The 26,336-nt window shown below is 45.7% G+C and carries 18 protein-coding genes and 1 pseudogene; 11 read left to right on the top strand and 8 right to left on the bottom strand.

The features are described from left to right. Window positions 1-51 precede the first annotated feature (51 nt). On the bottom strand, window positions 52-2,397 hold the full coding sequence (gene lptD / locus NL646_RS16210) for an LPS assembly protein LptD (protein WP_005459627.1): 2,346 nt from the start codon (window positions 2,395-2,397) through the stop codon (window positions 52-54). Window positions 2,398-2,664: 267 nt separating this feature from the next. On the opposite strand from lptD, the gene djlA reads away from it, so the two are divergent. Beyond that, window positions 2,665-3,519 (top strand): co-chaperone DjlA, encoded by an 855-nt coding sequence (gene djlA, locus NL646_RS16215; RefSeq protein WP_253664444.1) that lies wholly within the window; start codon window positions 2,665-2,667, stop codon window positions 3,517-3,519. Window positions 3,520-3,629: 110 nt separating this feature from the next. Here djlA and NL646_RS16220 read toward each other — a convergent pair whose 3' ends face one another. From NL646_RS16220 to leuA, 5 genes are all read right to left on the bottom strand, one after another. Next, entirely contained in the window at window positions 3,630-4,412 is a 783-nt protein-coding gene (locus tag NL646_RS16220) for a DUF547 domain-containing protein (RefSeq protein ID WP_029863489.1), read from the bottom strand. A 132-nt stretch (window positions 4,413-4,544) separates the two neighbouring features. After that, a complete protein-coding gene (gene leuD / locus NL646_RS16225) occupies window positions 4,545-5,147 on the bottom strand; it encodes a 3-isopropylmalate dehydratase small subunit (protein WP_005480538.1) in 603 nt (200 codons plus the stop codon). Between the two features lie 11 nt (window positions 5,148-5,158). Next, complete coding sequence (gene leuC, locus NL646_RS16230; RefSeq protein WP_005459505.1) at window positions 5,159-6,574, bottom strand: 3-isopropylmalate dehydratase large subunit; 1,416 nt, start codon at window positions 6,572-6,574, stop codon at window positions 5,159-5,161. A gap of 90 nt (window positions 6,575-6,664) precedes the next feature. After that, entirely contained in the window at window positions 6,665-7,756 is a 1,092-nt protein-coding gene (leuB, locus tag NL646_RS16235) for a 3-isopropylmalate dehydrogenase (RefSeq protein WP_025441259.1), read from the bottom strand. A gap of 82 nt (window positions 7,757-7,838) precedes the next feature. Further along, entirely contained in the window at window positions 7,839-9,386 is a 1,548-nt protein-coding gene (gene leuA, locus NL646_RS16240; RefSeq protein WP_005459507.1) for a 2-isopropylmalate synthase, read from the bottom strand. A 543-nt stretch (window positions 9,387-9,929) separates the two neighbouring features. Here leuA and NL646_RS16245 point away from each other — a divergent pair. From NL646_RS16245 to NL646_RS16280, 8 genes and pseudogenes are all read left to right on the top strand, one after another. Beyond that, window positions 9,930-10,726, top strand: a pseudogene (locus NL646_RS16245) (SH3 domain-containing protein). Window positions 10,727-10,893: 167 nt separating this feature from the next. Further along, window positions 10,894-11,442, top strand: coding sequence for a phosphatase PAP2 family protein (locus tag NL646_RS16250; protein ID WP_005488413.1), 549 nt, complete (start codon window positions 10,894-10,896; stop codon window positions 11,440-11,442). 3 nt (window positions 11,443-11,445) lie between these two features. Next, complete coding sequence (locus NL646_RS16255) at window positions 11,446-12,492, top strand: MJ1255/VC2487 family glycosyltransferase (protein WP_005459649.1); 1,047 nt, start codon at window positions 11,446-11,448, stop codon at window positions 12,490-12,492. A 597-nt stretch (window positions 12,493-13,089) separates the two neighbouring features. Next, window positions 13,090-14,049 (top strand): LysR family transcriptional regulator CalR, encoded by a 960-nt coding sequence (gene calR, locus NL646_RS16260; protein WP_005459522.1) that lies wholly within the window; start codon window positions 13,090-13,092, stop codon window positions 14,047-14,049. A 298-nt stretch (window positions 14,050-14,347) separates the two neighbouring features. Beyond that, on the top strand, window positions 14,348-16,156 hold the full coding sequence (locus NL646_RS16265) for a long-chain fatty acid--CoA ligase (protein WP_020840033.1): 1,809 nt from the start codon (window positions 14,348-14,350) through the stop codon (window positions 16,154-16,156). A gap of 450 nt (window positions 16,157-16,606) precedes the next feature. Continuing rightward, a complete protein-coding gene (locus NL646_RS16270) occupies window positions 16,607-18,331 on the top strand; it encodes an acetolactate synthase 3 large subunit (RefSeq protein WP_005480580.1) in 1,725 nt (574 codons plus the stop codon). Between the two features lies 1 nt (window position 18,332). After that, window positions 18,333-18,827, top strand: coding sequence for an acetolactate synthase small subunit (ilvN, locus tag NL646_RS16275; RefSeq protein WP_005459526.1), 495 nt, complete (start codon window positions 18,333-18,335; stop codon window positions 18,825-18,827). 111 nt (window positions 18,828-18,938) lie between these two features. Continuing rightward, window positions 18,939-20,819, top strand: coding sequence for a GGDEF domain-containing protein (locus NL646_RS16280; RefSeq protein ID WP_024700383.1), 1,881 nt, complete (start codon window positions 18,939-18,941; stop codon window positions 20,817-20,819). Between the two features lie 93 nt (window positions 20,820-20,912). Here NL646_RS16280 and NL646_RS16285 read toward each other — a convergent pair whose 3' ends face one another. Beyond that, complete coding sequence (locus NL646_RS16285; protein WP_005480529.1) at window positions 20,913-21,581, bottom strand: GntR family transcriptional regulator; 669 nt, start codon at window positions 21,579-21,581, stop codon at window positions 20,913-20,915. A 157-nt stretch (window positions 21,582-21,738) separates the two neighbouring features. Continuing rightward, the gene (gene pykF, locus NL646_RS16290; protein ID WP_005453794.1) at window positions 21,739-23,151 is read right to left on the bottom strand and encodes a pyruvate kinase PykF; all 1,413 of its coding nucleotides are present in this window, start codon (window positions 23,149-23,151) and stop codon (window positions 21,739-21,741) included. A 431-nt stretch (window positions 23,152-23,582) separates the two neighbouring features. Between pykF and NL646_RS16295 the strand changes: the two genes are divergently transcribed. Further along, window positions 23,583-24,344: a DeoR/GlpR family DNA-binding transcription regulator gene (locus NL646_RS16295; protein ID WP_253664445.1), complete on the top strand. Its 762-nt coding sequence runs from the start codon at window positions 23,583-23,585 to the stop codon at window positions 24,342-24,344. A gap of 114 nt (window positions 24,345-24,458) precedes the next feature. Beyond that, complete coding sequence (gene glmS / locus NL646_RS16300) at window positions 24,459-26,291, top strand: glutamine--fructose-6-phosphate transaminase (isomerizing) (protein ID WP_005453795.1); 1,833 nt, start codon at window positions 24,459-24,461, stop codon at window positions 26,289-26,291. The last annotated feature ends 45 nt before the right edge of the window (window positions 26,292-26,336 follow it).

Consider the following 26,336-nt stretch of genomic DNA (forward strand, 5'->3'; position numbering starts at 1 on the left):
GTCAGTATTTTTTGAAGAAGCGTCTTATTTAGAGTAAGACGCTTAATTCGATTAATTGTTCAAATAGAATGGGCGACCGTATTTAATCGCGTTGTCGGAACCATCCAGTTCTTTGACTGCTGTACCGGTGCTTTGATTTGTCGCAAAGCCTTGAATACCGAAGTTAACACTAAAGTTGTTTTCGTATTCAGGAGAGGAGCCCGTACTGCCGATGGCTTGATTTTCCCAACCGAGTAATTGGTTAGAGTATGTCAAACCAATGTACCAACAATCAGATTGGTAACGCAGGCTTGCTAGCCATTCCATATCGGTATTTTCATTTAGGTCATAGTAGTACTGACCGCTTGCAGACCAGTTACGGTTGAACTCGTATGCCGCTACGATACCTGCTTGTGAAATACCTTTACGAGTAATAGTGTCGAGGTTTTCGAGAATGATCGTATCTTCGATGTATTCGCGAGTGACATAGCGGTAGTTACCTTGAATAAAGCCGCCGTTAAACTGATATTCCAACGTACTGTTGGCAAGCTGCATTGAGCTTAAGTCGATGTCGTACTGAACGCCACCGTGATAGAACAGGTAGTCGTTGTAGTTGAAATCAGCTTCAACTGCCCATGAAGAGTAGTTGGTTGTCTCGTCTGGAATGTTCGGGCTATTGCTGATTTTCGTCTTCTTATCGAAGTAGTAGATCTGACCAAACGACACGTTCAAACGTTCTTTGTAGTCATCATCAAAGAAGCGCGTACTTGCACCGTAGCTCAGCTGGTTAGCCGATGCGATCTTATCAATACCACTGTACTTACGACTGCGGAATAGACCGTAGTAGTCAGTTTGCAGCAGCGTTGTATCGTAGTTGTAGATGTTGGTTTGATCTTCTTCTGGTACGTATAGGTACTGAAGCTGTGGTTCTAGCGTTTGTGTGTAGCCTTTGATCCAACTGGTGTCACGCTCTAAGTAAATCTGAGCATGGGTACGAAACTCAGGAATAACACGAGAAACTTGTTCATCAAGCTGGTTTTTCAAGTCCACGTCTGTCAAGCCAGTAAGGTCTTGAGAGTAGTAAGTGGAAAGTACGCGCGCTTCCGTTGTCCAAGTGGCCCAAGAGTTTGACAGCGGCATGGTTAATCCCGGCTCTATGTGAACGCGAGTCGCATTTGGTCGAGCGGTATCACTAGTGTCAAAACGGCTGACTTGGCTTTTTACGTCGAAGTTAAGGTGATCACCCCACAACGGCGTGTAGTAGTTCAAATCTAATTGAGGAAGTAAACGATATGGACGGTTTTCTTCTTTCAAGAGGATTTGGAAATCTCGAACGGTTAAAGACGCATCCCAGAAATCTGAACGGTACTGCACATGTCCTTCTTGGACTAACTGACCGTCTTCACGGTTACCGATGTCAGAGTCCAAATCTAGGAAGTAATCAATGTCACTGACTTGTGAGTAATCAACTTTCACAATCCACTGTTTATTGATAATACCATCGTGCTTAACTTGGTAACCCCAGCGAGAATCATCTTGATATTTTTTATCGCTGTTGAGGTATTCGCCTTTCAGTTTACCTTCACCCCAGCCATCGGTCAGGTAACGGAAATCGGTGTCGAGTTTGGTGCCACGTTGCTGCATGTAGAGTGCAGTGAGTGTCATGTCGTATTGAGGTGCGATGTTCCAGTAAAATGGCACTTCCACTTCCATACCGTCACTAGAACCGTAAGAAAGAGAAGGGAATAGGAAACCGGTTTTACGCGTGTTGCCAATAGGCATGGTCATGTATGGCACGTAAAACACGGGCACATCCATGATCTCAAAACGAGGGTGGTGCAGCGTGGCGGTCTCTTCGTCTTGGTCTACATCGATACCAGACGCAACCAAGCGCCATGAATTATCGCCTTCCGGACATGATGTGATTGAGCCATCTTCTAGTTCATAGACAGACTGACCTGTACGCGCAATGTAAGCGGCAGTACCACGACCTTGTTGGCAAAGAAATTGGTATTCGGTGTTTTCAAGCGAGAAGGTATCTTGGTTGATGTCGTTGGTAACACGATCTGAGCGGGCTTTAACTTGTCCGTCATTGAAGGTCACGTTGCCTTCTGCCACCACCACGTTGTCTTGTTGGTGCAGGGTTACGCTATCTGCGGTGATTTTCTTCGGACCTTGCGTTACTTGGACGTTTCCAGAGTATTGTGCTTTGTCACCATTAATGGCTTGCAGGTTGTCCGCTTCTACCACTACTGGGGTATTAAGAGCGTCCTCCTCGCCACTTGTTTCGACCAAACATTGATCTGTGGCGGGCATTTCCTGCACACTATCATTTATATTCGCTTCAGCTTGAGTGGTGGGTACAAACAAGGCGGTGCTGATAGAGGCCGCTATAAATGTGCGGGAGAAATGTTGCATTGAATTGAACTTTCCTGTGTCACTACTACTCGATGGCTATAGGGCTTGTTGTACCCTAGCGTCATAGCCAAATGAATCAACTATAGTCGCAATTGTCCCAGCGTATTGATTTGCTATGGCATAATGACGACAAAAATAGCTGCAAAGATAAGCAGGCGAAATGGCCTAGCCGAAATAAAACTAATTCCATTATCATAAAGGAAATCGTTCCATCCGGCACTATAAGACCGTCGTCGTCGATAAAAATTCATTGATAGAGAACACATAATGCATATTTTTGGCAAAATTCTGGGTGCCTTTTTTGGCTTGTTACTGGGTGGTCCATTCGGTTTGCTGTTTGGTTTATTTATTGGTCACCAATTCGATAAAGCCCGACGTTTAAGTCAATCTGGGTTCTCTACAGGCGGCTTTGGAAAAGGACCGAGTCAGGCGCAGCGTCAGGAAGAATTCTTTAAAGCGGCGTTTGCAGTAATGGGACACGTGGCAAAAGCCAAAGGTCAGGTCACTAAAGAAGAGATCCAACTTGCGACTGCCATGATGGATCGTATGAATTTGCATGGCGAACAACGCCGTGCGGCGCAAGATGCATTTCGCGAAGGGAAAGAGAGTGATTTCCCATTAGAAGATGTGCTGGTGCGTGTAAAAATCTCGACCGCTGGCCGTTTTGATTTACTGCAATTCTTCCTTGAACTGCAAATTTCCGCTGCTTTTGCTGATGGAGCTATCCATCCAAGTGAACGTAATGTGTTGCACAAAATTGCTCGTGGTTTAGGTTTCTCATCTGAGCAACTAGAGCGTCGCCTGCAAATGCAAGAAGCGGCGTTCCGTTTCCAACATCAAGGTGGTTTCCATGGTCAGCAACAAGGCCAATACCAGTCGTCAGGTTGGCAGCAAGCCTCACAGGCGGATCAATTGGCCGATGCGTACAAAATTTTGGATGTGTCACCAGAGGCGGACGGTAAAACCGTTAAACGAGCTTACCGTAAGTTAATGAATGAGCATCACCCTGATAAATTGATGGCCAAAGGTTTACCGCCAGAAATGATGAACGTCGCAAAAGAAAAATCGCAAGAAATTCAAAATGCTTACGATTTAATTAAAAAGGTAAAAGGCTTTAAGTAAGCCAAAATCTAGCAAGCAAACTAGAAAGTAAAAAGGGCACTTGGTGCCCTTTTTTAGCTTTTGGGTTATCGGTGGCTAAAAGCATGTCAAGCTGAACAAGGATGGATAAATCAGTCGGCTTGGTTCAAGCTCCAATCGTAGTCGTACTTCACCCGACCTGAAAAATGGTTGTATTGTGGCGCGTACTTTCTGATGTGGTTAAACACCTCTTTCTCACCACCAAAATCAACGGCAAACCACTCATAAATTGAAGATATTTTCGCCGTATTACCTTCAATAGAGACGCCTTTTTTGCTGTTGATAAAGGTCTTTGCGGCACTCTCTAACAAGGTTTGAGTATTCTCAGCGGTAAAAGCTTGAGTTTGAAGATTCGGGCAGCCTAGGCTTGCACAATTGACAGCGTAGTGCGTTCTTGGGTCTTGCCAGATTGGTCGTAAAATTCGGTGCTCAATATCATTCAAGGTCAGACTTTTTCCGTTAATGATGATGACATCTTGATCCCATGGGCCAAAGCTAAACAGCCCGCCTAACTTGGTGATCGACGTTATCGGGTAGTTATCCAAAATTAGGTGAACCGTCAGCGCGTTGTACAGATTTACCCAATACGCGTATTGCTCGGCTTGGCGGTATTGCAATGGATTTAAACTAGCGAGACGTTGAATGTACTGCTTTAACTTTGTTTTATCGGCGAACGAGACTTGGTTGTAACGAAATAGAGTGTTGTCGCCTCGGGTAACTAGATAGCTGTCGAGTAACTGTTGCCACTCCAGATGAGAGATTGAGGTTTGGTTGACCTCGTTGGACTGCTGCCAATAAGGCCATAAGTCGGCTTTTGGTGCGGCGAGAGCGGAAAAGGAGAGTAGGGCACACAGTAGCAATAAGAAACGCTTCATAGAGAGACCTTTAGTGAGACTTAATTGTTAGTGTAGACCCGTCTAGTTGTTGTTTTCTTTCTTTAATCTATGCATAAAAACAAAACAGGCTGACAATGGTCAGCCTGTTATTTGTGTATTCAAAGAAGCGTTTTAACGCAGGAAGCTTGGGATATTGGCTTCATACTCAGCGATTTTGTCTTCGTGCTGAAGCGTCAAACCGATGTTATCTAAGCCATTAAGCAGGCAGTGACGACGGAACTCGTCGATTTCAAAGTCATACTCCTTTCCGTTTGCGCGCACCTTTAGGGCTTCCAGATCCACTTCAATTTGCGCACCTTCATTGGCTTCAACGAATTGGAACAGTTCATCCACTTCTTGCTCAGTCAGACGAACCGGAACCATTTGGTTGTTGATGGAGTTGCCGTAGAAAATGTCCGCAAAACTAGGTGCGATCATCGCTTTAATGCCGTAATCAGCCAAAGCCCAAGGTGCGTGTTCACGAGATGAGCCACAGCCGAAGTTTTCACGCGCAAGTAGGATAGAAGCGCCTTGGTAACGTGGCGCATTCATTACAAACTCAGGGTTTGGTCGCTCGCCTGCATCATCAAGGAAGCGCCAGTCATGGAAAAGATGCTTACCGAAACCTAGGCGAGAAACTTTTTGTAAAAACTGCTTTGGAATGATGGCATCCGTGTCAACGTTGGCGGCATCTAGAGGCACAACCAAACCAGTATGTTGTTTAAAACCTGACATGATTGTTCTCCCTAATCCTGTTTATCAAAAGTTAATTCACGAATGTCAACAAAGTGACCAGCGATAGCTGCCGCGGCTGCCATTGCAGGGCTAACCAAGTGAGTGCGGCCATCACGACCCTGACGGCCTTCAAAGTTACGGTTTGATGTTGATGCACAACGCTCGTGAGGTCCCAAACGGTCATTGTTCATTGCTAAACACATTGAACAACCTGGTAGACGCCATTCAAAGCCCGCTTCTTTAAAGATGACATCCAAGCCTTCGGCTTCTGCTTGTGCTTTCACCTGTTCTGAGCCCGGGACAATCAATGCTTGAACGTGCGATGCGACCTTACGGCCTTTCGCCACGACGGCGGCAGCGCGCATGTCTTCGATGCGAGAGTTCGTACAAGAGCCAACAAACACTTTATCTACTTGGTAGTCAGACAATGATTTGCCTGCTTCTAGGCCCATGTAAGCCAATGCTTTTTCAGCAGACGCTTTTTCGATTGGATCTGTGAAGCTTTCTGGTGCTGGAATCGGTTGGTCAACGGCAATGACCTGACCTGGGTTTGTGCCCCAAGTTACTTGTGGTTTGATGTCAGCAGCGTTTAGCGTTACTACGGCATCAAATTCGGCATCTGCGTCAGTTTTTAACGTCTTCCAGTACTCTACTGCAGCATCAAAATCTGCGCCTTGCGGTGAGAACTTACGACCTTTGATATATTCAAACGTGGTTTCATCTGGTGCAATTAGGCCTGCTTTTGCGCCCAGTTCAATGGCCATGTTACATACCGTCATGCGGCCTTCCATAGAAAGGTCAGTAATCGCTTCACCGCAGAATTCAACCACATAACCAGTACCGCCCGCAGCCGTTGTTTTGCCGATGATCGCTAGAACGATATCTTTTGCGGTAATACCCGGTGCGACTTTACCTTTCACTTCGATTTTCATTGTTTTCGCACGTGCTTGTTTTAGCGTTTGAGTCGCTAGTACGTGTTCAACTTCAGAGGTACCGATACCGAAAGCCAGTGAGCCAAATGCCCCGTGTGTTGCGGTATGAGAGTCACCACAAACGATGGTCATACCCGGTAGAGTAATGCCTAGCTCTGGGCCCATAACATGGACGATGCCCTGATATTTGTGGTTTAGGTCGTAAAGGGTAACACCGAACTCTTCGCAGTTTTTCGATAGCGTTTCCATTTGGATACGCGCCATCTCGCCAGAGGCGTTGATGTCTTTGGTTGTGGTCGAAACGTTGTGATCCATCGTGGCGAACGTTTTGCTAACCTGACGAACTTTACGACCTTTTTCACGCAAGCCATCAAAGGCTTGTGGAGAGGTCACTTCGTGTACCAAGTGACGATCAATATAAAGAATAGGGGTTTCCCCTTCAGCCGCGACTGCAACGTGTGCGTCGTAGACTTTTTCGTATAGTGTTTTGCCCATTGCTTCCTTTCCTCGTCGTCCTTGTCACCGCAACGGGATGATCCGATGCGGTGATGGCAAACGACAGTTATATTTATAATGTCAGTCTGTTTATGAGTTCAAAATGTACTCAGCGATCTTGTCACCCATTTCTGATGTCGTCAGTGCAGGCTTGTCGCTTGCTAGGTCTGCGGTAAGCTCGCCTGCCGAAAGTGCTTTAGATACTGCGGATTCGATATCTTGCGCCGCAGCTTCTTCGCCAAGGCTGTAACGCAGCATCAGTGCTGCAGAAAGGATCTGCGCAACTGGGTTAGCAATGTTTTTGCCTGCGATATCTGGTGCGCTGCCACCGGCAGGCTCGTATAGGCCGAACTTGCTTTCGTTAAGACTTGCTGAAGGCAACATGCCCATAGAGCCCGTGATCATTGCACACTCATCAGAGATGATGTCGCCAAAGATGTTTGAACATAACATGACGTCAAACTGGGCTGGGTCTTTGATTAACTGCATGGTCGCGTTGTCGATGTACATGTGAGACAACGCGACATCTGGGTAGTCTTTGGCAATCTCTTCCACAACTTCACGCCATAAGATAGAACTCTGCAGAACGTTTGCTTTGTCAATTGAGCACACTTTCTTACGACGTAGACGAGCCGATTCAAACGCGATTTTTGCAATACGTTCGATTTCGTAGCGGTGGTACACCTCGGTATCAAATGCTTTTTCGTTAGCGCCTTCACCCTCGCGGCCTTTCGGTTGGCCGAAGTAGATGCCACCAGTTAGTTCGCGTACGACGACAATATCAAAGCCACGACCTGAGATGTCTGCACGTAGCGGTGAGAAAGCTTCTAGACCTGCGTGGATTTGCGCAGGTCGAAGGTTACAGAACAGTTGGAAGTGCTTACGTAGTGGCAGCAATGCACCGCGCTCTGGCTGGTCGTTTGGTGGCAAATGTTCCCACTTAGGGCCACCAACCGAACCAAATAGAACCGCGTCAGACTCTTCACACGCTGTTACCGTACTTTCTGGAAGTGGGCAACCATGATTATCGATAGCAATACCACCAACATCATGTTCTTCGCGCTCAAATGAGATGCCATGTTTTTGCTCGATAGCATCCAAAACTTTATGCGCTTGAGCCATCACTTCTGGGCCGATGCCGTCACCAGGAAGTACGGCAATTTTGTATGATTTGTCTGTCATGTTATTCCTTTAATCTTCTAATTTTTGAGCTTAATTATTTGAAATCGTGTTATTTGTCCCTGAGCGATAAAGCTCAGTATGACTATACCGTAGCAATCTTTTTCTGCTTCATCTCGGCAATGGTGTCTGCGCGATGGATGCTGTTGATAACATGCAATAGCGCTTGACCAGAAGCTTCTACGATATCGGTTGAAACGCCCGTACCGTGGTATTTTCTACCTTTGTAGTTGGCAATGATGTCTGCTTGACCTAGACCATCCTCACCTTCACCTTTTGCGGTTAGATCGAATTTATCTAGTACGATCTCGTAACCTGTCACGCGGTAGATACATTGGTATAGCGCATCAACCGGACCATTGCCGACCGCCGCTTCACACATTTCCGCATCACCACATTGCATCTTGATGCTGGTGGTTGCCATCACGCTGCCCGATTGCACGCTTAGGTAATTCAACTTGTAGAAGTCATCTTCTTCACGCAAGTTGGAGAAGTGCATTAGTGCTTCCAAATCGTAATCAAACACTTGGCCTTTACGGTCGGCCAGTTTCAAGAAGTCGGCGTACAGTGCGTCTAGGTTGTACTCATCTTCTTTATAACCCATGGAATCCATGTGGCTCTTCACCGCCGCTCGGCCGCTACGACTGGTTAGGTTAAGTGCTTGGTTCTTAAGACCAATCGACTCAGGCGTCATGATCTCGTAAGTGTTCTTGTTCTTTAACATGCCGTCTTGGTGGATACCTGAAGAATGGCTGAATGCATTGGCACCCACGACCGCTTTGTTGCTTTGGATCGGCATGTTGCACAGTTGACTCACTAACTTGCTAGTACGATGGATTTCTTCGTGCTTGATCCCCGTGCTTACGCCCAGAAGCTCTTGACGCGTCTTGATGATCATCGCGATCTCTTCTAGTGAGCAGTTACCCGCACGCTCGCCGATACCATTGATGGTGCCTTCAATTTGGCGAGCACCGGCTTGTACTGCTGCAATTGAGTTTGCGACCGACATGCCCAAGTCATCATGACAGTGCACAGAAATGATGGCCTTGTCGATGTTCGGCACGCGGTTGAAAAGCGTTTGGATGATGCCACCGAACTCGCTTGGCACTGTGTAGCCAACGGTATCGGGAATGTTGATGGTGCTTGCTCCAGCATCAATTGCGGCTTCAACCATGCGACATAGATTGTCGATTGGTGTTCGGCCTGCGTCTTCACAAGAAAATTCGACATCATCGGTGTAGTTACGCGCGTGTTTAACGGCGTTGACCGCCATTTCAAGTACGTCATCGTAACTGCGGCGTAGCTTGTCTTGAACGTGAATCGTGGAAGTGGCTAGAAAAGTGTGGATACGGAATTGGTCAGCAACTTTTAGCGCTTCAGCTGCGGCATCGATGTCTTTCGCAACGGCACGCGAAAGGGCACAAACTCGGCTATTTTTGATGTGTTTTGCAATAGTTTGTACGGACTCGAAATCGCCAGGGGAAGAGATAGGAAAACCAGCTTCGATAACATCAACGCCCAGCCTTTCAAGCGCATAGGCAATCTGCAGTTTTTCTTTAACCGTCAAGCTTGCTGACAACGCTTGCTCGCCATCACGCAAGGTGGTGTCGAATATAATGACCTGATCGTTCATGTTTGCTTCCTTCCTGATTTCTGCACTTTCGTGCAAGTTAATCGTTTACTTCCAGTATTTAGATATAAAAAAACCCGCATTTTCATGCGGGTTTCTAAGAAATTGGTGTGGTTATTTTTCTTCCACAGCCTACCCGCGCGAACTGGTCACGATCAGGAGGAGGCTAAGCAGGATAGAAAAATGAGCTGACATAGTTGTTAAGCTTTCCACAAATTTAAGTTAACAAATTAGTACCGCACTCCTTGGAGCGCGTCAACCCTAAAGTCGATTTTTTATTCATATCGGATGAGTGGTTTAATAATAGGCAGCTGATACATCGACACATTTAATCAATTCAAAGTGCAATCAGTTAAAAGTGAAGAAAACGTGCTAGAACCTGAGCGGGCGACAAAGATCACAGCCTAAAGCTTTGTGTTATCAAAATTCCGGTATAGGGATTGCGACTTATCACACAAAGGTCTTAATTGCTTGGCGAAAATACGCGCTGACCATTTATAGTAGTGCAGTTGCATTAGGTGAAGAGAAACAGAAGGTAAAGGATTCATGGTCACAGCAAAACAACTTGGACGTTCGGCACTCGCATTAACATTGATCAGCTTATCTGGTTGTCAACTGTTTCAATCAAACACGAATGCTGAGGTGGCTTCTCCGGTGATCGTGAACGATCATGCGCAAAGTATTATGGTGATCAGCGATCAAATGGACATGTACTTAAGCAGTGAAGGGCGGGAATCTTTCTTAAATCAGATGCTGGTGGCGCTTGAGTCGGATAGCCGAGATAAATTCAAAGGCAAAGATCCTGACACCTATTCGTGGTGGAAGATCCGCGTGCAACCTAATGAGTGGCAACAAGCGGAGATAGTCAGGCCAGTAGAAGAGGGAGTGGATACCTCTAACAAGCTGGAGTTTATGGATGTCTCCTATCGTTCAAAAACGGGGTTAAATTTGCGCTCCAAACCGAGTGTAGAGAGTACAAAGCTGGGGCAACTTGAAAAAGGCGAAGTGTTCAATGCGTTGGCGAGAGTTGAAGGAGAACCTTGGATTCTGGTTGAACAAAAGGCGTTATTAAGGGCTACGTGCACCAAGATTACGTACGCAGCAACGTAGTGAATCGCGATATTTTGTCGACTCAACCGAATCCGTTGCTCGATGCTCAGCAAGCGACTCATTCCGTATCGAGTGCCCGACACGAGCTGCTGGGCAGCTTCACTTGTCGAGCACTGAGCTATGAGTTAACTAAAGACGGTGATGTGACCACGGGGTCACTACGCGCATGCCGCAAAAAACGCAAAGTTTGGTATATCGATACGCCGTCTGCCTCACCAGCTAACCCTTCGTAATTCTTATTGCTTTTATTGATGTGTTTAACGGTATGGTTGGGCACATCAATGTGCGCTATTCCGTCCATTCTACTTTTGTCACTAATTGTCCAACTTCCCGTCATGTAGCTGTCACCTAAACCTCCTACTTTGCACACAAAGGCGTTGTCAAAGTAAGGGAAGGTCACATGCGAACCATTGAGACAATCACACAGCCAATAGCAACCATCGCTAAGTTTGATTTAGCATTCTCTAGCGTATGTCTTCAGCACCGTTTTAACCAACAAGTTGCCAACATCAGTAAAGGCGTTTCGCACAGTGGAGATGGGCATCTCTACGTCGTCTTAGGGCTGTTAGCTTGGTATTTAGATAAAGAACACGGCTCTTGGTTTATGTTAGCCGGATTGCTGGCATTTGCCGTCGAGTTACCCATTTACTGGACGCTAAAAAACAGCTTTAAACGCCGTCGTCCCGAAGAACTGAGCGCTTTGTTACCTGCTTTTATCACCCCTTCTGATCGCTACAGTTTACCGTCTGGACATACTGCTGCTGCGTTTGTCATGGCAACACTTATCAACCATTACTACCCAGAACTCGGTTATGCCGCATTCTCTTGGGCGAGCTTAATTGGCACGGCGCGTATTTTGCTCGGTGTCCATTTTTTTACTGACGTCATCATCGGGGCGCTGTTGGGAAGTGCGTGTGGTGCTCTGGCTATTGCGATCGTAGGAGGCTAATGGATGAAAATTCTATACGGTGTTCAAGGTACGGGAAATGGCCACATCGCACGTGCACGTGCAATGAGCAAGGCATTTGAATCGCACGATGTGCAGGTCGACTTTCTTTTTTCTGGACGAGCACCGGAGAAATACTTTTCAATGGAAGCGTTTGGCGATTATCAGACTCGTCGCGGTTTTACGTTTGTGACGGAAAAAGGCTCGGTCAATTACGCCAAAACGGCCTTGAACAACAATTTGATTCATTTTTTCAAAGAAGTGAACCAACTCAACCTGGCGCCTTATGATTTAATCATCAACGACTTTGAACCCGTCACGGCTTGGGCTGCTCGTCAACAAAATAAGCCGTGTATCGGTATCAGTCACCAAAATGCGTTTCGCTATCCAGTGCCTCTGAAGGGGGCTAGCTGGCTGGATAAATCAGTACTTGAGTATTTTGCTCCATCTCAACATCAGCTTGGATTGCACTGGTATCACTTTGACCAGCCGTTGCTACCGCCCATCGTCCACACTTTGGATAACCAAGCGGATAACGATGATTTCGTGTTGGTGTATTTACCGTTTGAGTCGATTGAGGACATCTGCGACTTGTTGTTCCACTTTAATCAGCAGACGTTTATTTGTTATCACCCCGACGTGATAGAAGTAGAGAAAGTGGAGAACATAGAATTGCGTCCGCTGTGCCACGCCAACTTTCAGCACCATCTACATCGTTGCTGTGGGGTCATCGCCAATGGCGGTTTTGAACTGCCTTCAGAAGCACTTTCTCTTGGCAAAAAACTGCTAATGAAACCACTGGCAGGACAATTTGAACAGCAGAGCAACGTAGCCACGCTTGAAGATCTTGGGTTAGCCACTGCAATGGACAGTTTAGACATTTCTACCGTACGTCAGTGGCTCAAAGAGCAGCAAGCTGAGAGTGTTAAATACCCCGACGTTGCACAAGCCATCGTGAATTGGGTTTTACAAGGGGCGTGGGATTCGCAAGAAGAACTCTCCAAACAGTTGTGGGAGCAGGTGGATTTTCCGAGCTATGTATCCAATATCTAAGTGTGTTTGCTCGGATTGTTTGTGGCAAACACATAATAACTATTAACTACCTATTATTACGTTTCTTCCAACATTCCTACATGGTACTTGATGCAGCTTTTCGATTTCGAAGGGCTGCATTTTTATTCCCTCTCGTTCATTTCTATTCATTGTTTAATTGCAGATTATTTGACTGATACGCGCAAATTTACGCCAAAGGCATAGTCTGTGTTTTTTGGTTTGTTGGTTATTGATAGGTGAGGTAAATGTGTTTCAATGTTTGTTCTTAGTCTTATCAATTTGCTAAATACATACTCAAAGAGTGTGGTTTTAGTTGTTTTATAGTTTTTTATATTTTTCTCAATTTGTTGATTTTAAATGATTAAATACCTAAGTGGCTAAAATTTAGTGATTAAATATCAATCTAGTTGCTAAACCCCAATCGATTAGTTGATAGTACGCTTCGAGCCGGAAGTATCCGGACGATAAATATAATAAAAATTAGGTTTCTATTCGTAAAAATGATTCGAATCCAGCCGCCGTCTTTTGTGCGAGATGGGATTCTATTCGTTATGAATTCATTGAAACAATTTGACGATTACAAAAGAGGCGCACTCAATGTTAGAGAAAAAAGATGCGATGAGCGCAATTGCTAGCTACCGTATGGAAAGCACTTTGCGTGGTGTAGATTTGAACCTACTGACTGTATTTGATGCTGTGATGCAAGAGCAAAATATCACTCGTGCAGCACACAACTTAGGCATGTCTCAACCGGCAGTAAGTAATGCCGTGGCACGTCTAAAAGTGATGTTTAACGATGAACTGTTCATGCGTCAGGGCCGTGGTATTCAACCAACTCAACGTGCGCGTCAACTGTTTGGCCCTATCCGCCAAGCATTGCAACTGATCCGTAACGAATTGCCAAGCTCGGTATTCCAACCAGAGTCGTCAACTCGTCTATTCAAGCTGGCGATTTGCAGCCCATGTGACATGCGCTTTGCTCCAAAAATCATGGCGAAGATTAATCAACAAGCGCCAAACGTTCAGCTACATCTAGACGCGGAATTTGACCGTCTTCTTTCTGAGCGCATGCGTTACCAAGAAATCGACTTCGTGATCGATTACGCTCGTTTTGATGAGCAAGGTTTCTCAAGCACAGAAATCTTCAAAGATGAATTGGTGGTTATCGCTTCGAAAACGCACCCACGTATTCAAGGTGGCGTAAGCGCCGAGCAGCTAATTAACGAAAAGCACGCGAAACTGTCTAAAGTTCACGGTCAACGTAGCTTCTCTGAGCAGGCGTACCGCGAGCTTGACTGCCAAGCTGCGTACGAAGGTTCAAGCCTAAGCAACTTGCTTTACGTTGTTAGCCAATCTGAGTTAGTGACTATCGCACCACGCTGGATGGCGGAAAATGCGGTGAACAGTGACCAACTGCAGATTCTAGACTTCCCATTTGCGAACAAAGAAATCAGCGGCTTCCTTAGCTGGCATGAATCAAGTGAAAAAGACAAAGGCCACATTTGGCTACGTGACCAGCTAATGGTGACGTGTGGTGAAGTGGTTGCATCAAAATAAGTTTATTATTTGGTCTGATGAACTGGTCAGACTGGATTTGTAATCATCAATTTTTACAATTGTTTGGCCCCGAGAGACGCTTGTCTTTCGGGGCTTTTTATTTAGGTTAATTAATAAGCGAAACAGCAAGTTATTTTGCCTAAACCTCCAGCAACTTCAATTGGGCCTTGAGTTCATTAGTGATAGTTGTCTCTTATTAGTGATAAGTTTGATACTGGTCAGTTGCGTTTTAGCATTGCGTGAGTACACTTGTTCGCTCAAATAGCTTACGCCTGTAAGCCAAAAGGTAAGTAAAAGAATGGCCAAGTTAGATTTTCATATCGTTAAACGTATTCGTGAACAAATTGCGAACGGTGGTACCCGCGTTGCACTGAAACATAAAGTAGCAGGAGCATGGCAAGGTATTACTTGGGAGCAGTTTGGTCAGCAAGTTGATACTTTATCGCTTGCACTTTTGGCTCAGGGTTTAGGAGTCCAAGATAAGATCGGCATTTTCTCAAACAACATGCCGCAATGGACGATTGCTGATTTCGCTGCACTGCAACTGCGTGGCGTGACGGTGCCTATCTACCCAACCAATACTGCTGCTCAGTCGGCATACATCATCGACAACGCAGATGTAAAAGTTCTGTTTGTTGGCGAACAGCCTCAGTTTGATGCTGCTGTGAGCATTTTTGAACAATGTGAGCAGTTAGAGCTGATTGTTGCGATGTCGGACGATATTGAGCTTGGCGATCATGACTTTGTTATCTCTTGGAAAGACTTTGTCGCAAAAGGTGATACTAGCCATCAAGCTGAACTTGATGAGCGTTTGGAACAAGCGAAAGTCGATGATTTGCTTACGCTGATCTACACCTCAGGTACTACGGGTCAACCTAAGGGCGTGATGTTGGATTATGGCAACATCGCAGCTCAGCTAGAAGGTCACGACCAACGCTTGAGCTTATCTCAAGATGATGTTTCTTTGTGTTTCCTTCCGCTTTCACACGTATTTGAACGCGCTTGGACATTCTACGTATTATACAAAGGTGCGACGAACTGTTACTTGCAAGACACTATGCAGGTGCGCGATGCATTAAGTGAAGTGCGTCCAACCGTGATGTGTGCAGTTCCTCGTTTCTACGAAAAGATTTTCTCAGCGATTCACGAGAAAGTGTCTCGAGCACCGATTCATCGCAAGATCATGTTTACTTGGGCGGTGAACATGGGCGCGAAAATGGCACTTTGCCATCAAGAAAAGCGCAAACCTTCGATGATGCTGCGCAAAGCACACGCATTAGCTGACAAGCTGGTGCTCAGTAAGCTGCGTGCACTGCTCGGTGGTCGTATCAACTTTATGCCATGTGGTGGCGCGAAGTTGGATGAAACCATTGGGCGCTTCTTCCATGCTATTGGCATCAACGTGAAGTTGGGCTATGGCATGACAGAAACCACCGCGACGATTTCGTGCTGGGATGACAAGTGCTTTGATCCGGATTCTATCGGTATGTCGATGCCTGGCGCGCAAGTGAAGATTGGCGAAAACAACGAGATTCTGGTTCGTGGCCCGATGGTGATGCGCGGTTACTACAAAATGCCAGAAGAGACCGAAAAGACGTTTGATGAGCACGGTTTCTTAAAGACCGGTGATGCTGGCCATATTGATGAAAATGGCAACCTGTTCATCACCGATCGCATTAAAGAACTGATGAAAACCTCTGGTGGTAAATACATTGCACCGCAAATGATCGAAGGTGCGATTGGTAAAGACCACTTCATTGAGCAGATTGCGGTGATTGCCGATACACGCAAGTTTGTTTCTGCGCTGATTGTGCCGTGTTTTGACTCTCTTGAAGAATATGCGAAAGAACTGAACATTGCATACCATGACCGAGTTGAGCTTATCAAACACCACCAAGTGGTCGAAATGCTTGAGAAGCGAGTGAATGAACTGCAAAAAGAACTGGCGAAATTTGAGCAAGTTAAGAAGTTCAAACTGCTACCAAGAGCTTTCTCTATGGACGATGGAGAGTTAACGCCAACGCAAAAACTGCGTCGTAAAGTGATTAACGATAAATACCAAGACGAAATCGAAGAAATGTACAACGAAAAGTCAGATAAAAAGTAACAAGCACTGACTTAGATTTCAGATTGATGAAAAGATCCCCAGCCGTACCTTTTGGTATCGTTGGGGATTTTTGTATGTGCAGCAGTTCGGCTTGATGATGCAGATAACGGGTGAATTTCTGATGTTTGGGTAAATCTCTGTGAAATTATGTTCTTTTTTTTGTCGTTATGTTTTTTGATCGTGCTGCTTATTTGCGATTAGTTGGCTTCTATTCCTGTTATCGTTCTGCTTTCTAGTGTCTTGTTTAAAAACTAGACATATCTCTCATTAGACCCGTTGCTAATAAACCGTTACATTTGTTGATGAACCTTGCGGGATGTTATGACGAACGCAAGACATAGCCGAAAACGTGGAAGTATTTCGATTAGGCTACGAATAAGACCTAGACTATGTAAAACCAGACCAAACCGTTGACCTTACGGTGTGGAATTCTGGGTAAGGAGAGCAATTATGACAGCAATGTTGTCAGGTGCAGAGATGGTGGTGCAATCTCTGATAGAGGAAAACGTAGAGCAGATCTTCGGTTATCCGGGTGGTTCCGTTTTGGATATCTATGATGCACTGCACGCAAAAACCGACCAAATTAAACACGTACTAGTAAGACACGAACAGGCTGCGACGCACATGGCTGATGGCTATGCTCGCGCAACAGGTAAGCCGGGTGTGGTACTGGTATGTTCAGGGCCTGGCGCAACCAATACCATTACCGGTATTGCAACGGCGTACATGGACTCCATCCCGATGATCGTGATTTCAGGGAACGTGCCAAACAGCCTGATTGGTAACGACGCTTTCCAAGAATGTGACATCGTGGGCGTCTCTCGTCCGGTAGTAAAACACAGCTTTTTGGTGAAAAAGGCGGAAGATATCCCTGAAACGATCAAAAAAGCCTTCTACATTTCAACAACGGGTCGTCCTGGGCCAGTTGTGATTGATTTGCCTAAAGACGTAATGAATCCGCAAATCAAACTGCCTTACCAATATCCAGAAAGCATCTCGATGCGTTCATACAAGCCAACCACTTCGGGTCATAAAGGCCAAATCAAGAAAGCACTGAAGTCTTTGATTGAAGCGAAAAAACCGGTGCTTTATGTCGGTGGTGGCGCAGTCATTTCTGGTGCTCACGAACATATTTTAGAACTGGCAGACAAACTTAACCTGCCAGTTGTCAGCACCTTAATGGGCCTAGGTGCATTTCCGGGTACTCACAAAAACTCGCTTGGTATGTTAGGTATGCACGGTACCTACGAAGCCAATATGGCGATGCACGAAGCGGATCTAATCTTCGGTATTGGGGTACGTTTTGATGACCGCACCACCAATAACCTTGAGAAGTACTGTCCAAATGCGAAAGTGATGCACATTGATATTGATCCGTCGTCGATCTCCAAAAACGTCAAAGTGGATCTTCCAATCGTAGGCTCTGCTGAAAAAGTACTGACTACTATGCTTGGTCTACTGGCAGAGCAAGATTGTGGCAACGATGAAGCGGCGATCACTAAGTGGTGGGATGATATTCAAGTGTGGCGCGATCGTCAGTGCTTGTCTTACGAAACGTCGTCGGATCGTATTAAGCCACAGCAAGTCATTGAAACACTGCACAAGCTAACCAATGGTGACGCGTATGTGGCGTCTGATGTAGGCCAGCACCAAATGTTTGCGGCGTTGTACTACCCATTCAACAAACCTCGCCGTTGGATCAATTCGGGTGGATTGGGCACAATGGGCTTCGGTCTTCCTGCTGGTATGGGCGTTAAGTTCGCGATGCCTGAAGAAGAAGTGGTGGTGGTGACGGGTGATGGCAGTATCCAGATGAACATTCAGGAGCTATCGACGGCCATGCAGTACGATATTCCTGTGAAGATCATCAATCTGAATAACCGATTCCTCGGTATGGTAAAACAGTGGCAAGACATAATTTATCAAGGTCGCCACTCTAACTCTTACATGAGTTCTGTTCCGGATTTTGCTGCGATTGCAGAAGCTTATGGTCACGTCGGCATTCGTATCGAAACGCCAGATCAGCTCGAAGAAGGGCTACAAAAAGCGTTGGATATGAAAGATCGTTTGGTGTTTGTTGATATCAACGTAGACGAAACCGAGCACGTATACCCGATGCAAATTAAAGGCGAAGGTATGGACAAGATGTGGCTAAGCAAAACGGAGAGAACTTAATATGAGACACATTATTTCATTGCTATTGGAAAACCAACCGGGTGCGTTGTCTCGTGTTGTCGGCTTGTTCTCTCAACGTGGTTACAACATTGAATCATTGACCGTATCGCCGACGGATGACGAAACGTTATCGCGTTTGAACATCACAACCACATCGGATGAAATGCAGCTGGAGCAAATCCAGAAACAGCTACACAAGTTGATTGATGTACTGAAAGTGCAAGAAGTTACTGAGTTTGAACACATTGAACGTGAACTGATGATGGTGAAAGTGAAAGCCAGTGGTTTTGCTCGAGCGGAAGTGAAACGTACGGCAGATATTTTCCGTGGACAGATTGTGGATGTCACCGCTTCTCAGTACACAGTGCAGCTTGCTGGCACCAGTGAAAAGCTCGACGCGTTCATCCAAGCCATCTCCGAAGTCACCGAAGTGGTCGAAGTCGCACGTAGCGGGGTAGTGGGTATTGCCCGTGGAGAACGAGCGTTAAAGCCTTAACAAGCCTCATATCTGACCGAAAAGCCACTGTATTACAGTGGCTTTTTGTTTAGATGCTGCCAAATAATGATATAATTGTCGTTTTAGTAGGCATCATAGGCTGTAGGACGCGTGAAAGTAAAAAAGCTGGTCGGCACATTATTGGCGACAGCACTATTCTTTAGTGCCCTCACCGCCACCTACTACTACCAGAAATACCAAGCCCTCTTAGCGAATAATGTTGAAAACACCGCCAAAGAAGCCTTACACCAACTGGCTTACACCGGGCGCGAATACAACAATATTCAAGATCAGATAGAAACCATCAGCGACCTACTTGGTCACAGTCAAAGCCTTTACGATTACTTACGTGAACCCAGTAAAGCCAATCTGACCATCTTAGAGAACATGTGGAGCTCGGTTGCTCGCAACCAAAAACTGTACAAGCAGATCCGTTTTCTCGATACCTCTGGCACCGAAAAAGTTCGCATTAAATACGATTTCAAAACCAGCATCGCTGGCCCATCATTGATCCTTCGAGATAAATCTGCGCGAGAGTATTTTAAATACGCGCAGAGTTTGGATAACGAGCAAATCTCAGCTTGGGGGATTGAACTTGAAAGGGACAAAGGTGAGTTGGTTTATCCGCTAAGTCCGTCACTACGCATTTTGATGCCAATTTCAGTGAATGACGTTCGACAGGGTTACTTAGTGTTGAATGTCGATATCGAGTATCTGTCATCCCTTCTCAACTATTCACCAGTGCGAGATTTCCATATCGAGTTGGTTAAGCACAAAGGCTTTTACATCGCGAGTCCTGACGAGTCGCGCTTGTATGGCGATATTATTCCTGAGCGTTCTCAGTTTAATTTCTCGAACATGTATCCAGATATATGGCCGCGAGTGGTATCTGAGCAAGCGGGGTACTCTTATAACGGTGAACACTTGATTGCGTTTAGCTCGATTAAGTTTGTCTCCAATGAGCCTTTGCATCTCATCATCGACCTCTCGAATGAGCAGTTGTCAAAAAGAGCGACGCGCGACATCAATGACCTTATTCAAGAATCCTTGTTTGTATTAAGTCTTGTGCTGGTTTTCACTTTGCCAATTACCGCGTTGGCGCTGCATTACCGTCGTCATAGTGTGGAATCGAAGTTAGCCCGTGCCGCACTCGATGGTATGACCGCCGTCATGATTTCTGACGCGTCGCTCCGCATCATCATGGTCAACCAAGAGTTTGAAAACATGATGGGTTATTCTACCGAACAAGTGAAAGGCTCGAATGCCCACAGCCTGATTTTGCTTCCTGAAGACCTCGAAGAGACGCTAAACATTTGGAATAAGTTAGGGCGCGAGAATGTTTGGGAAGGCGAAGTACGCTGCCGTACCCAATTGAATCATGTGTTTACGGCGATCATGCGTATCCAAGCGAACTTAACAAAGTCCGGTAAAATCAGCTATTACATCACTTCGCTGGTGGATATTTCTGAACGTAAAGCGTTGGAAGAGCAGCTGCGCAACTTAAGTGAGAAAGACGGTTTGACTGGACTGTGGAACCGCAGAAAGTTTGAAGAACAATTAACCCACTACGCGAATATTGTAGAACGTTATCCTGATACACCGACGACGTGTTTGGCTTTGTTTGATATTGACCACTTTAAGCGCATTAACGATGAACGCGGTCACGATGAAGGGGATAAAGTCATTTGTAGCGTCGCAGAAACGTTACTACGTGAAGTGCGCACTACGGATTTTGTTTCTCGTGTCGGTGGTGAGGAGTTTGCGGTGATCATGCCTCATACCACAGTCAAAGAGGCCGAAGTGGTGCTCAATCGTTTGCGAGTCGCGGTTCAGCTGCGAAGCAATATGACCGTTACCGTCAGTGCGGGTTATAGTGACCTCACTGCCGACCGAACTCGAAGCTATAAGTGCGCAGATATCGCGCTGTATGAATCCAAAAGCGCTGGTAGAAACTGCGTTTCTTTGTGTCATAGCATTGATGATATTGCTTAGTTCACATGGGCGAGAGAACCGTTTATACCAAAAAGAAAAAATCGGGATATACCCGATTTTTTCGTTAACAAGCGAGTTGATTTGGCGTGACGTTTATAGCGGGTTGTCGATGGCGGTTTCGACACATTGCAACGACTTCAACAAATAACGATCCAGAAACTGCACCGCATCGTCACTATTTTTAGACAGCGACAACTTCATGATCATCTCTTGTTCATCGATATTACAGTGACCTTGATTGTTCGTTCCTAGCACTTGCATAGCAAAGTAATGGTAACGCTTGATCTGGTTTAAAATATCTCGGAAGAAGGTAAACAAATTGTGCGAGTTCGCCCCCTCAAGCAACGCCTCAAGAAAGTGATAGTGGCGTTCTTCCCATTCTCTCCAGCAAAAGCCTTGGTCGAGATTCACTCTAGATAGTTTGTGGTATGAAGTTAGGACGTCCAGTTCCCAGTTCTCATCACCTGTCATGATCGCCTTTTTCAATAGAAATGAAGCCGTCATCCGTAGGCTTTCATACAAGTCATTCAACTCATGCTTACACACTGGCGCAACCCAGCAGCCTTTTTGTGGCGCGAGTTTGACGTATTTGCTCCACGATAGCTGAACCAATGCTTCGCGAATAGGGGAGGCACCTACGTTGTATTTCTCTTTTAGCTCTGCAACCACAAGTTTTTGACCAGGTTTTAGCTCACCAGTCAGGATATCCTGACAGATCATTTTTGATACTTTGTCGGTAAGAGTGGGACTGGACACATACACCTCATAGAATTTTTTATCGTGACGACAAAATTAAACAGTACGCAGTTCTGCGTGAGGTGAATGATACAGGTAGCGTATTATTAGAGCAAGAAAGCCATATAAAAAAAGAGGGCATAAGCCCTCTTTCTCAATAAACTGAAGTGTTAAAAATTCAGTCTTATAGTACGTGTACAGAAGCTGTGTTCGTAGTACCTGAAGCGACTAGAGCACCAGAAACCATTACTACGATGTCGCCTTTGTTACCTAGACCAGATTCTAGAGCAAGTTCTTTACCTGCTACGTAGAATGCGTCAGTGCTTTCGATAGCGTCAACAACAACTGGAGTAACACCCTTAGTTAGAACTAGTTGTGCTGCAGTTTTCTTGTTAGTTGTTAGCGCTAGGATGTTTGCAGTTGGGAAGTACTTACGTACTGAACGTGCAGACTTACCGCCTTCAGTTGCAACAACGATCAGTGGAGCAGCAAGTTTTTCAGCTGTGTCTACTGCGCCTTTACATACTGCTTCAGTGATGCGTAGGCGTGGGCTGTCTAGACGAGAACCTAGTTCAGCTTTAAGTACAGAGTCAGTACGTTTAGCGATTTGAGCCATGATAGTTACCGCTTCAACAGGGTATTTACCTTTTGCTGTTTCGCCAGAAAGCATTACTGCGTCTGTGCCGTCCATTACTGCGTTTGCAACGTCGCCTGCTTCCGCACGAGTAGGACGTGGGTTGTTGATCATAGAATCAAGCATTTGAGTTGCAGTGATAACCATCTTACGTGCACGGTTACACTTCTCGATCATCATTTTCTGAGCGAAGATTACTTCTTCAGCTGGGATTTCAACACCTAGGTCGCCACGAGCAACCATGATGCCGTCAGAAAGTTCTAGGATCTCATCGAAGTTATCAACACCTTCTTGGTTTTCGATCTTAGAGATGATGTGGATGTTCTCGCCGCCGTTTGCAGCTAGAACTTCACGGATTTCTTGAACGTCAGAAGCTTTACGGATGAAAGATGCAGCTACGAAATCAACGCCTTGCTCACAACCGAATTTAAGGTCGTTCTTATCTTTTTCAGATAGAGCAGGTAGGTTTACAGAAACGCCTGGAAGGTTCACACCTTTGTTTTCGCCTAGAGCACCGTTGTTAAGAACTTTACATTTAACTTCAGTGTCAGTTGTTGCGATAACTTCCATCTCGATTAGACCGTCGTCTACTAGGATAGTGTTACCAACGTTTAGGTCAGCTGCGAAGCCAGCGTAAGTTACTGCAACTTTGTCTTTGTTACCTACAACTGAAGTGTCAGTTGTGAAAGTGAATTCTTGACCAGCTACTAGATCAACGTCGTTACCGCCTTCTAGTTTGATAGTGCGGATTTCTGGACCTTTAGTATCTAGAAGGATTGCTAGTTGTTTGCCAGTAGCTTCCATTACTTTGCGGAAGTTCGCGATACGAGTGCCGTGTTCTTCGTAGTCACCGTGAGAGAAGTTAAGACGCATTACGTTCATGCCTGCGTTTACTAGTTCAGTTAGCTTCTCTACAGATTCAGTTTTAGGGCCAATCGTACAAACGATTTTGGTCTTTTTCATGGAAGATACTCTCCGGTAAGTATAGTTACAATTTGAAAGTCGGTTATTTACTCTGAAGTTAGGCGCTTTTGATGACATTTAGTGCCTGCCACCCACCGATTTTCCGCCGTATTATTGAACTTCAGATTCTGAAAGTCTTTCACCAAGTTTAGTCATTTTATGACTAAAAGATCGGCGATTTTGGTTACCTTTTTGTGACTAATCCCACTTTATATGCAGAAAGTTGCAAAAAAATAGCCGTCAGTTCTGTAATTTTTTTTCTTTTCGGTGGCGAATTCTACCACCGAATGAATCCAATATCACTGTTTAAGAATTGTCTTAGGACAAGGTTTTATCGAGAAATATTAATTTTTTGGATCGAAATAAATGGACTTGAAAGTTTCGGTTTGACTATAATAAGTTTCACATCGAAACTTAAATTCAAAACGTAAATGTCGAAACGAAACACTCAACTGAGAAGACACGCGATTTCCAACATGGTCAATGAGCTCGGAGAAGTCAGTGTTGATGAACTGGCTCTAAAGTTCGAAACCTCAGAAGTCACGATTAGAAAGGACTTAGCTTCTCTAGAAAAAAATGGACAACTTTTACGCCGATACGGTGGTGCGATTGCCATCCCTACGGAAGTTATTCATGAAGAACTAAGCTCTAATGTTTCGACTCGAAAGTTAAGTTTGGCGAAAGCTGCGGCATCATTGATTCGCGACCATAATCGAATCGTGATAGACAGCGGTAGCACGACCGCTGCGCTGATTCAGCAACTGAACGACAAACGTGGCTTGGTGGTCATGACCAACTCATTGCACGTCGCCAATGCCCTTAACGAGCTAGAGAGTGAACCCACTCTGCTAATGACAGGCGGAACTTGGGATACGCACTCTGAATCCTTTCAAGGCAAAGTAGCCGAATCTGTATTACGAGCTTACGACTTTGACCAGCTGTTTATTGGTGCGGATGGCATCGATTTGGAGCGCGGAACCACAACATTTAATGAGTTGGTTGGCTTAAGTAAGGTGATGGCAGAAGTCTCTCGTGAAGTCATCGTTATGATCGAGTCCGAAAAAATCGGCCGTAAGATCCCTAACTTAGAGCTCGCTTGGCATCAAATTGATGTGCTGGTCACCGATGCGGATATCCAACCAGAGCACAAAGTACAGATTGAACAACATGGCGTGAAAGTCATTTGCGCCTAATCTAATAATGTAACTAGTTTCATATTTCGCTTCCCTCTAAATACAGGCCTTTGCTTGCTGCCTCTATCTGAAACATGGCTAGGGAAGAACAAAACTACAAACGGAGATAAACACATGTGTGGAATCGTAGGTGCAGTAGCACAACGAGATGTTGCAGAAATTTTAGTTGAAGGCTTACGCCGCTTGGAATACCGCGGTTACGACTCTGCGGGCGTCGCAATTGTTGACGCTGAAGCGAACCTAACGCGCATTCGTCGCCTAGGTAAAGTACAAGAGTTGGCGGACGCGGTTGATGAAGCGAAAGTGGTTGGCGGTACTGGTATCGCTCACACTCGTTGGGCGACGCACGGTGAACCTTCTGAAATCAACGCTCACCCACACATGTCTGGCGACATCACGGTGGTTCACAACGGTATTATTGAAAACCACGAAGAGCTGCGTGAACTGCTTCAATCTCGTGGTTACGTATTCGAATCGCAAACGGATACAGAAGTTATCGCACACATGGTTGAGTGGGAACTGCGTACAGCTGAATCTCTACTAGAAGCGGTACAAAAAACAGCGAAACAACTTGAAGGCGCATACGGCACAGTGGCGATGGACCGTAAAGACCCATCTCGCATCGTTGTAGCACGTTCTGGCAGCCCAATCGTGATCGGTTTTGGTGTCGGTGAGAACTTCCTTGCTTCTGACCAACTTGCACTTCTTAACGTAACACGTCGCTTCATGTACCTAGAAGAAGGTGACGTAGCAGAAATTACTCGCCGTGACGTAACGGTTTTCGATGTGACTGGCGAACGTGTTGAGCGTGAAATTACCGAATCAAACGCAGAGCATGATGCAGGTGATAAAGGCCAATACCGTCACTTCATGCAAAAAGAAATCTACGAGCAACCTAAAGCGTTGATCAACACAATGGAAGGCCGCATCACGGCAGACTCTGTTGTAACTGATGCGATCGGTGTGCATGCGGCAGACATTCTAAGCAAAGTAGAACACGTACAAATCGTCGCGTGTGGTACGTCTTACAACGCAGGTATGACAGCGCGTTACTGGTTTGAAGACATTGCTGGCGTGAGCTGTGACGTCGAAATCGCGTCTGAGTTCCGTTACCGTAAGTTTGTGACTCGTCCAAACAGCCTTCTTATTACGTTGTCTCAGTCTGGTGAAACAGCAGATACGTTAGCAGCACTTCGTCTTGCGAAAGAAAAAGGTTACATGGCGGCGATGACCATCTGTAACGTAGCGGGTTCTTCTTTGGTTCGCGAATCCGATTTTGCATTCATGACTCGCGCTGGCGTCGAAATCGGCGTGGCTTCAACCAAAGCGTTCACGACTCAGCTTTCTGCACTGCTTATGCTGGTAACAGCACTGGGTAAAGAGCAAGGCCGCATCAGCAAAGAGAAAGAAAAAGAGATTGTCGAAGCGCTACACGCACTTCCTAAGCAAATCAACGCGGCACTTTCTTTCGAGAAAGAAATTGAAGCACTAGCAACGGATTTTGCAGACAAGCACCACACATTGTTCCTAGGTCGTGGCGAGTTCTACCCAATCGCGATGGAAGCGTCTCTAAAACTGAAAGAGATCTCTTACATCCACGCAGAAGCGTACGCGGCGGGTGAACTGAAACACGGTCCTCTTGCGCTGATTGATGCTGACATGCCTGTTGTTGTGGTTGCACCAAGTAACGACCTACTTGAAAAGCTAAAATCTAACGTTGAAGAAGTGCGTGCACGTGGCGGTCTTCTATACGTATTCGCAGATGCAGACGCAGGCTTCGAAGGCGATGAAACAATGAAGATCATCACGATGCCTCACGTTAGTGAAATCACGGCGGCGATCTACTACACCATCCCAATGCAGTTGCTGTCTTACTACGTAGCACTGATCAAAGGTACGGACGTAGACCAACCACGTAACTTAGCGAAAGCGGTGACGGTTGAGTAATTACGCTTAACAGCAAAAATCCTAATGTCGGTAGACATTAAAGTT

This window comes from Vibrio sp. Y20_XG_PY13, from assembly GCF_024181925.1.
GTDB lineage: Bacteria > Pseudomonadota > Gammaproteobacteria > Enterobacterales > Vibrionaceae > Vibrio > Vibrio parahaemolyticus.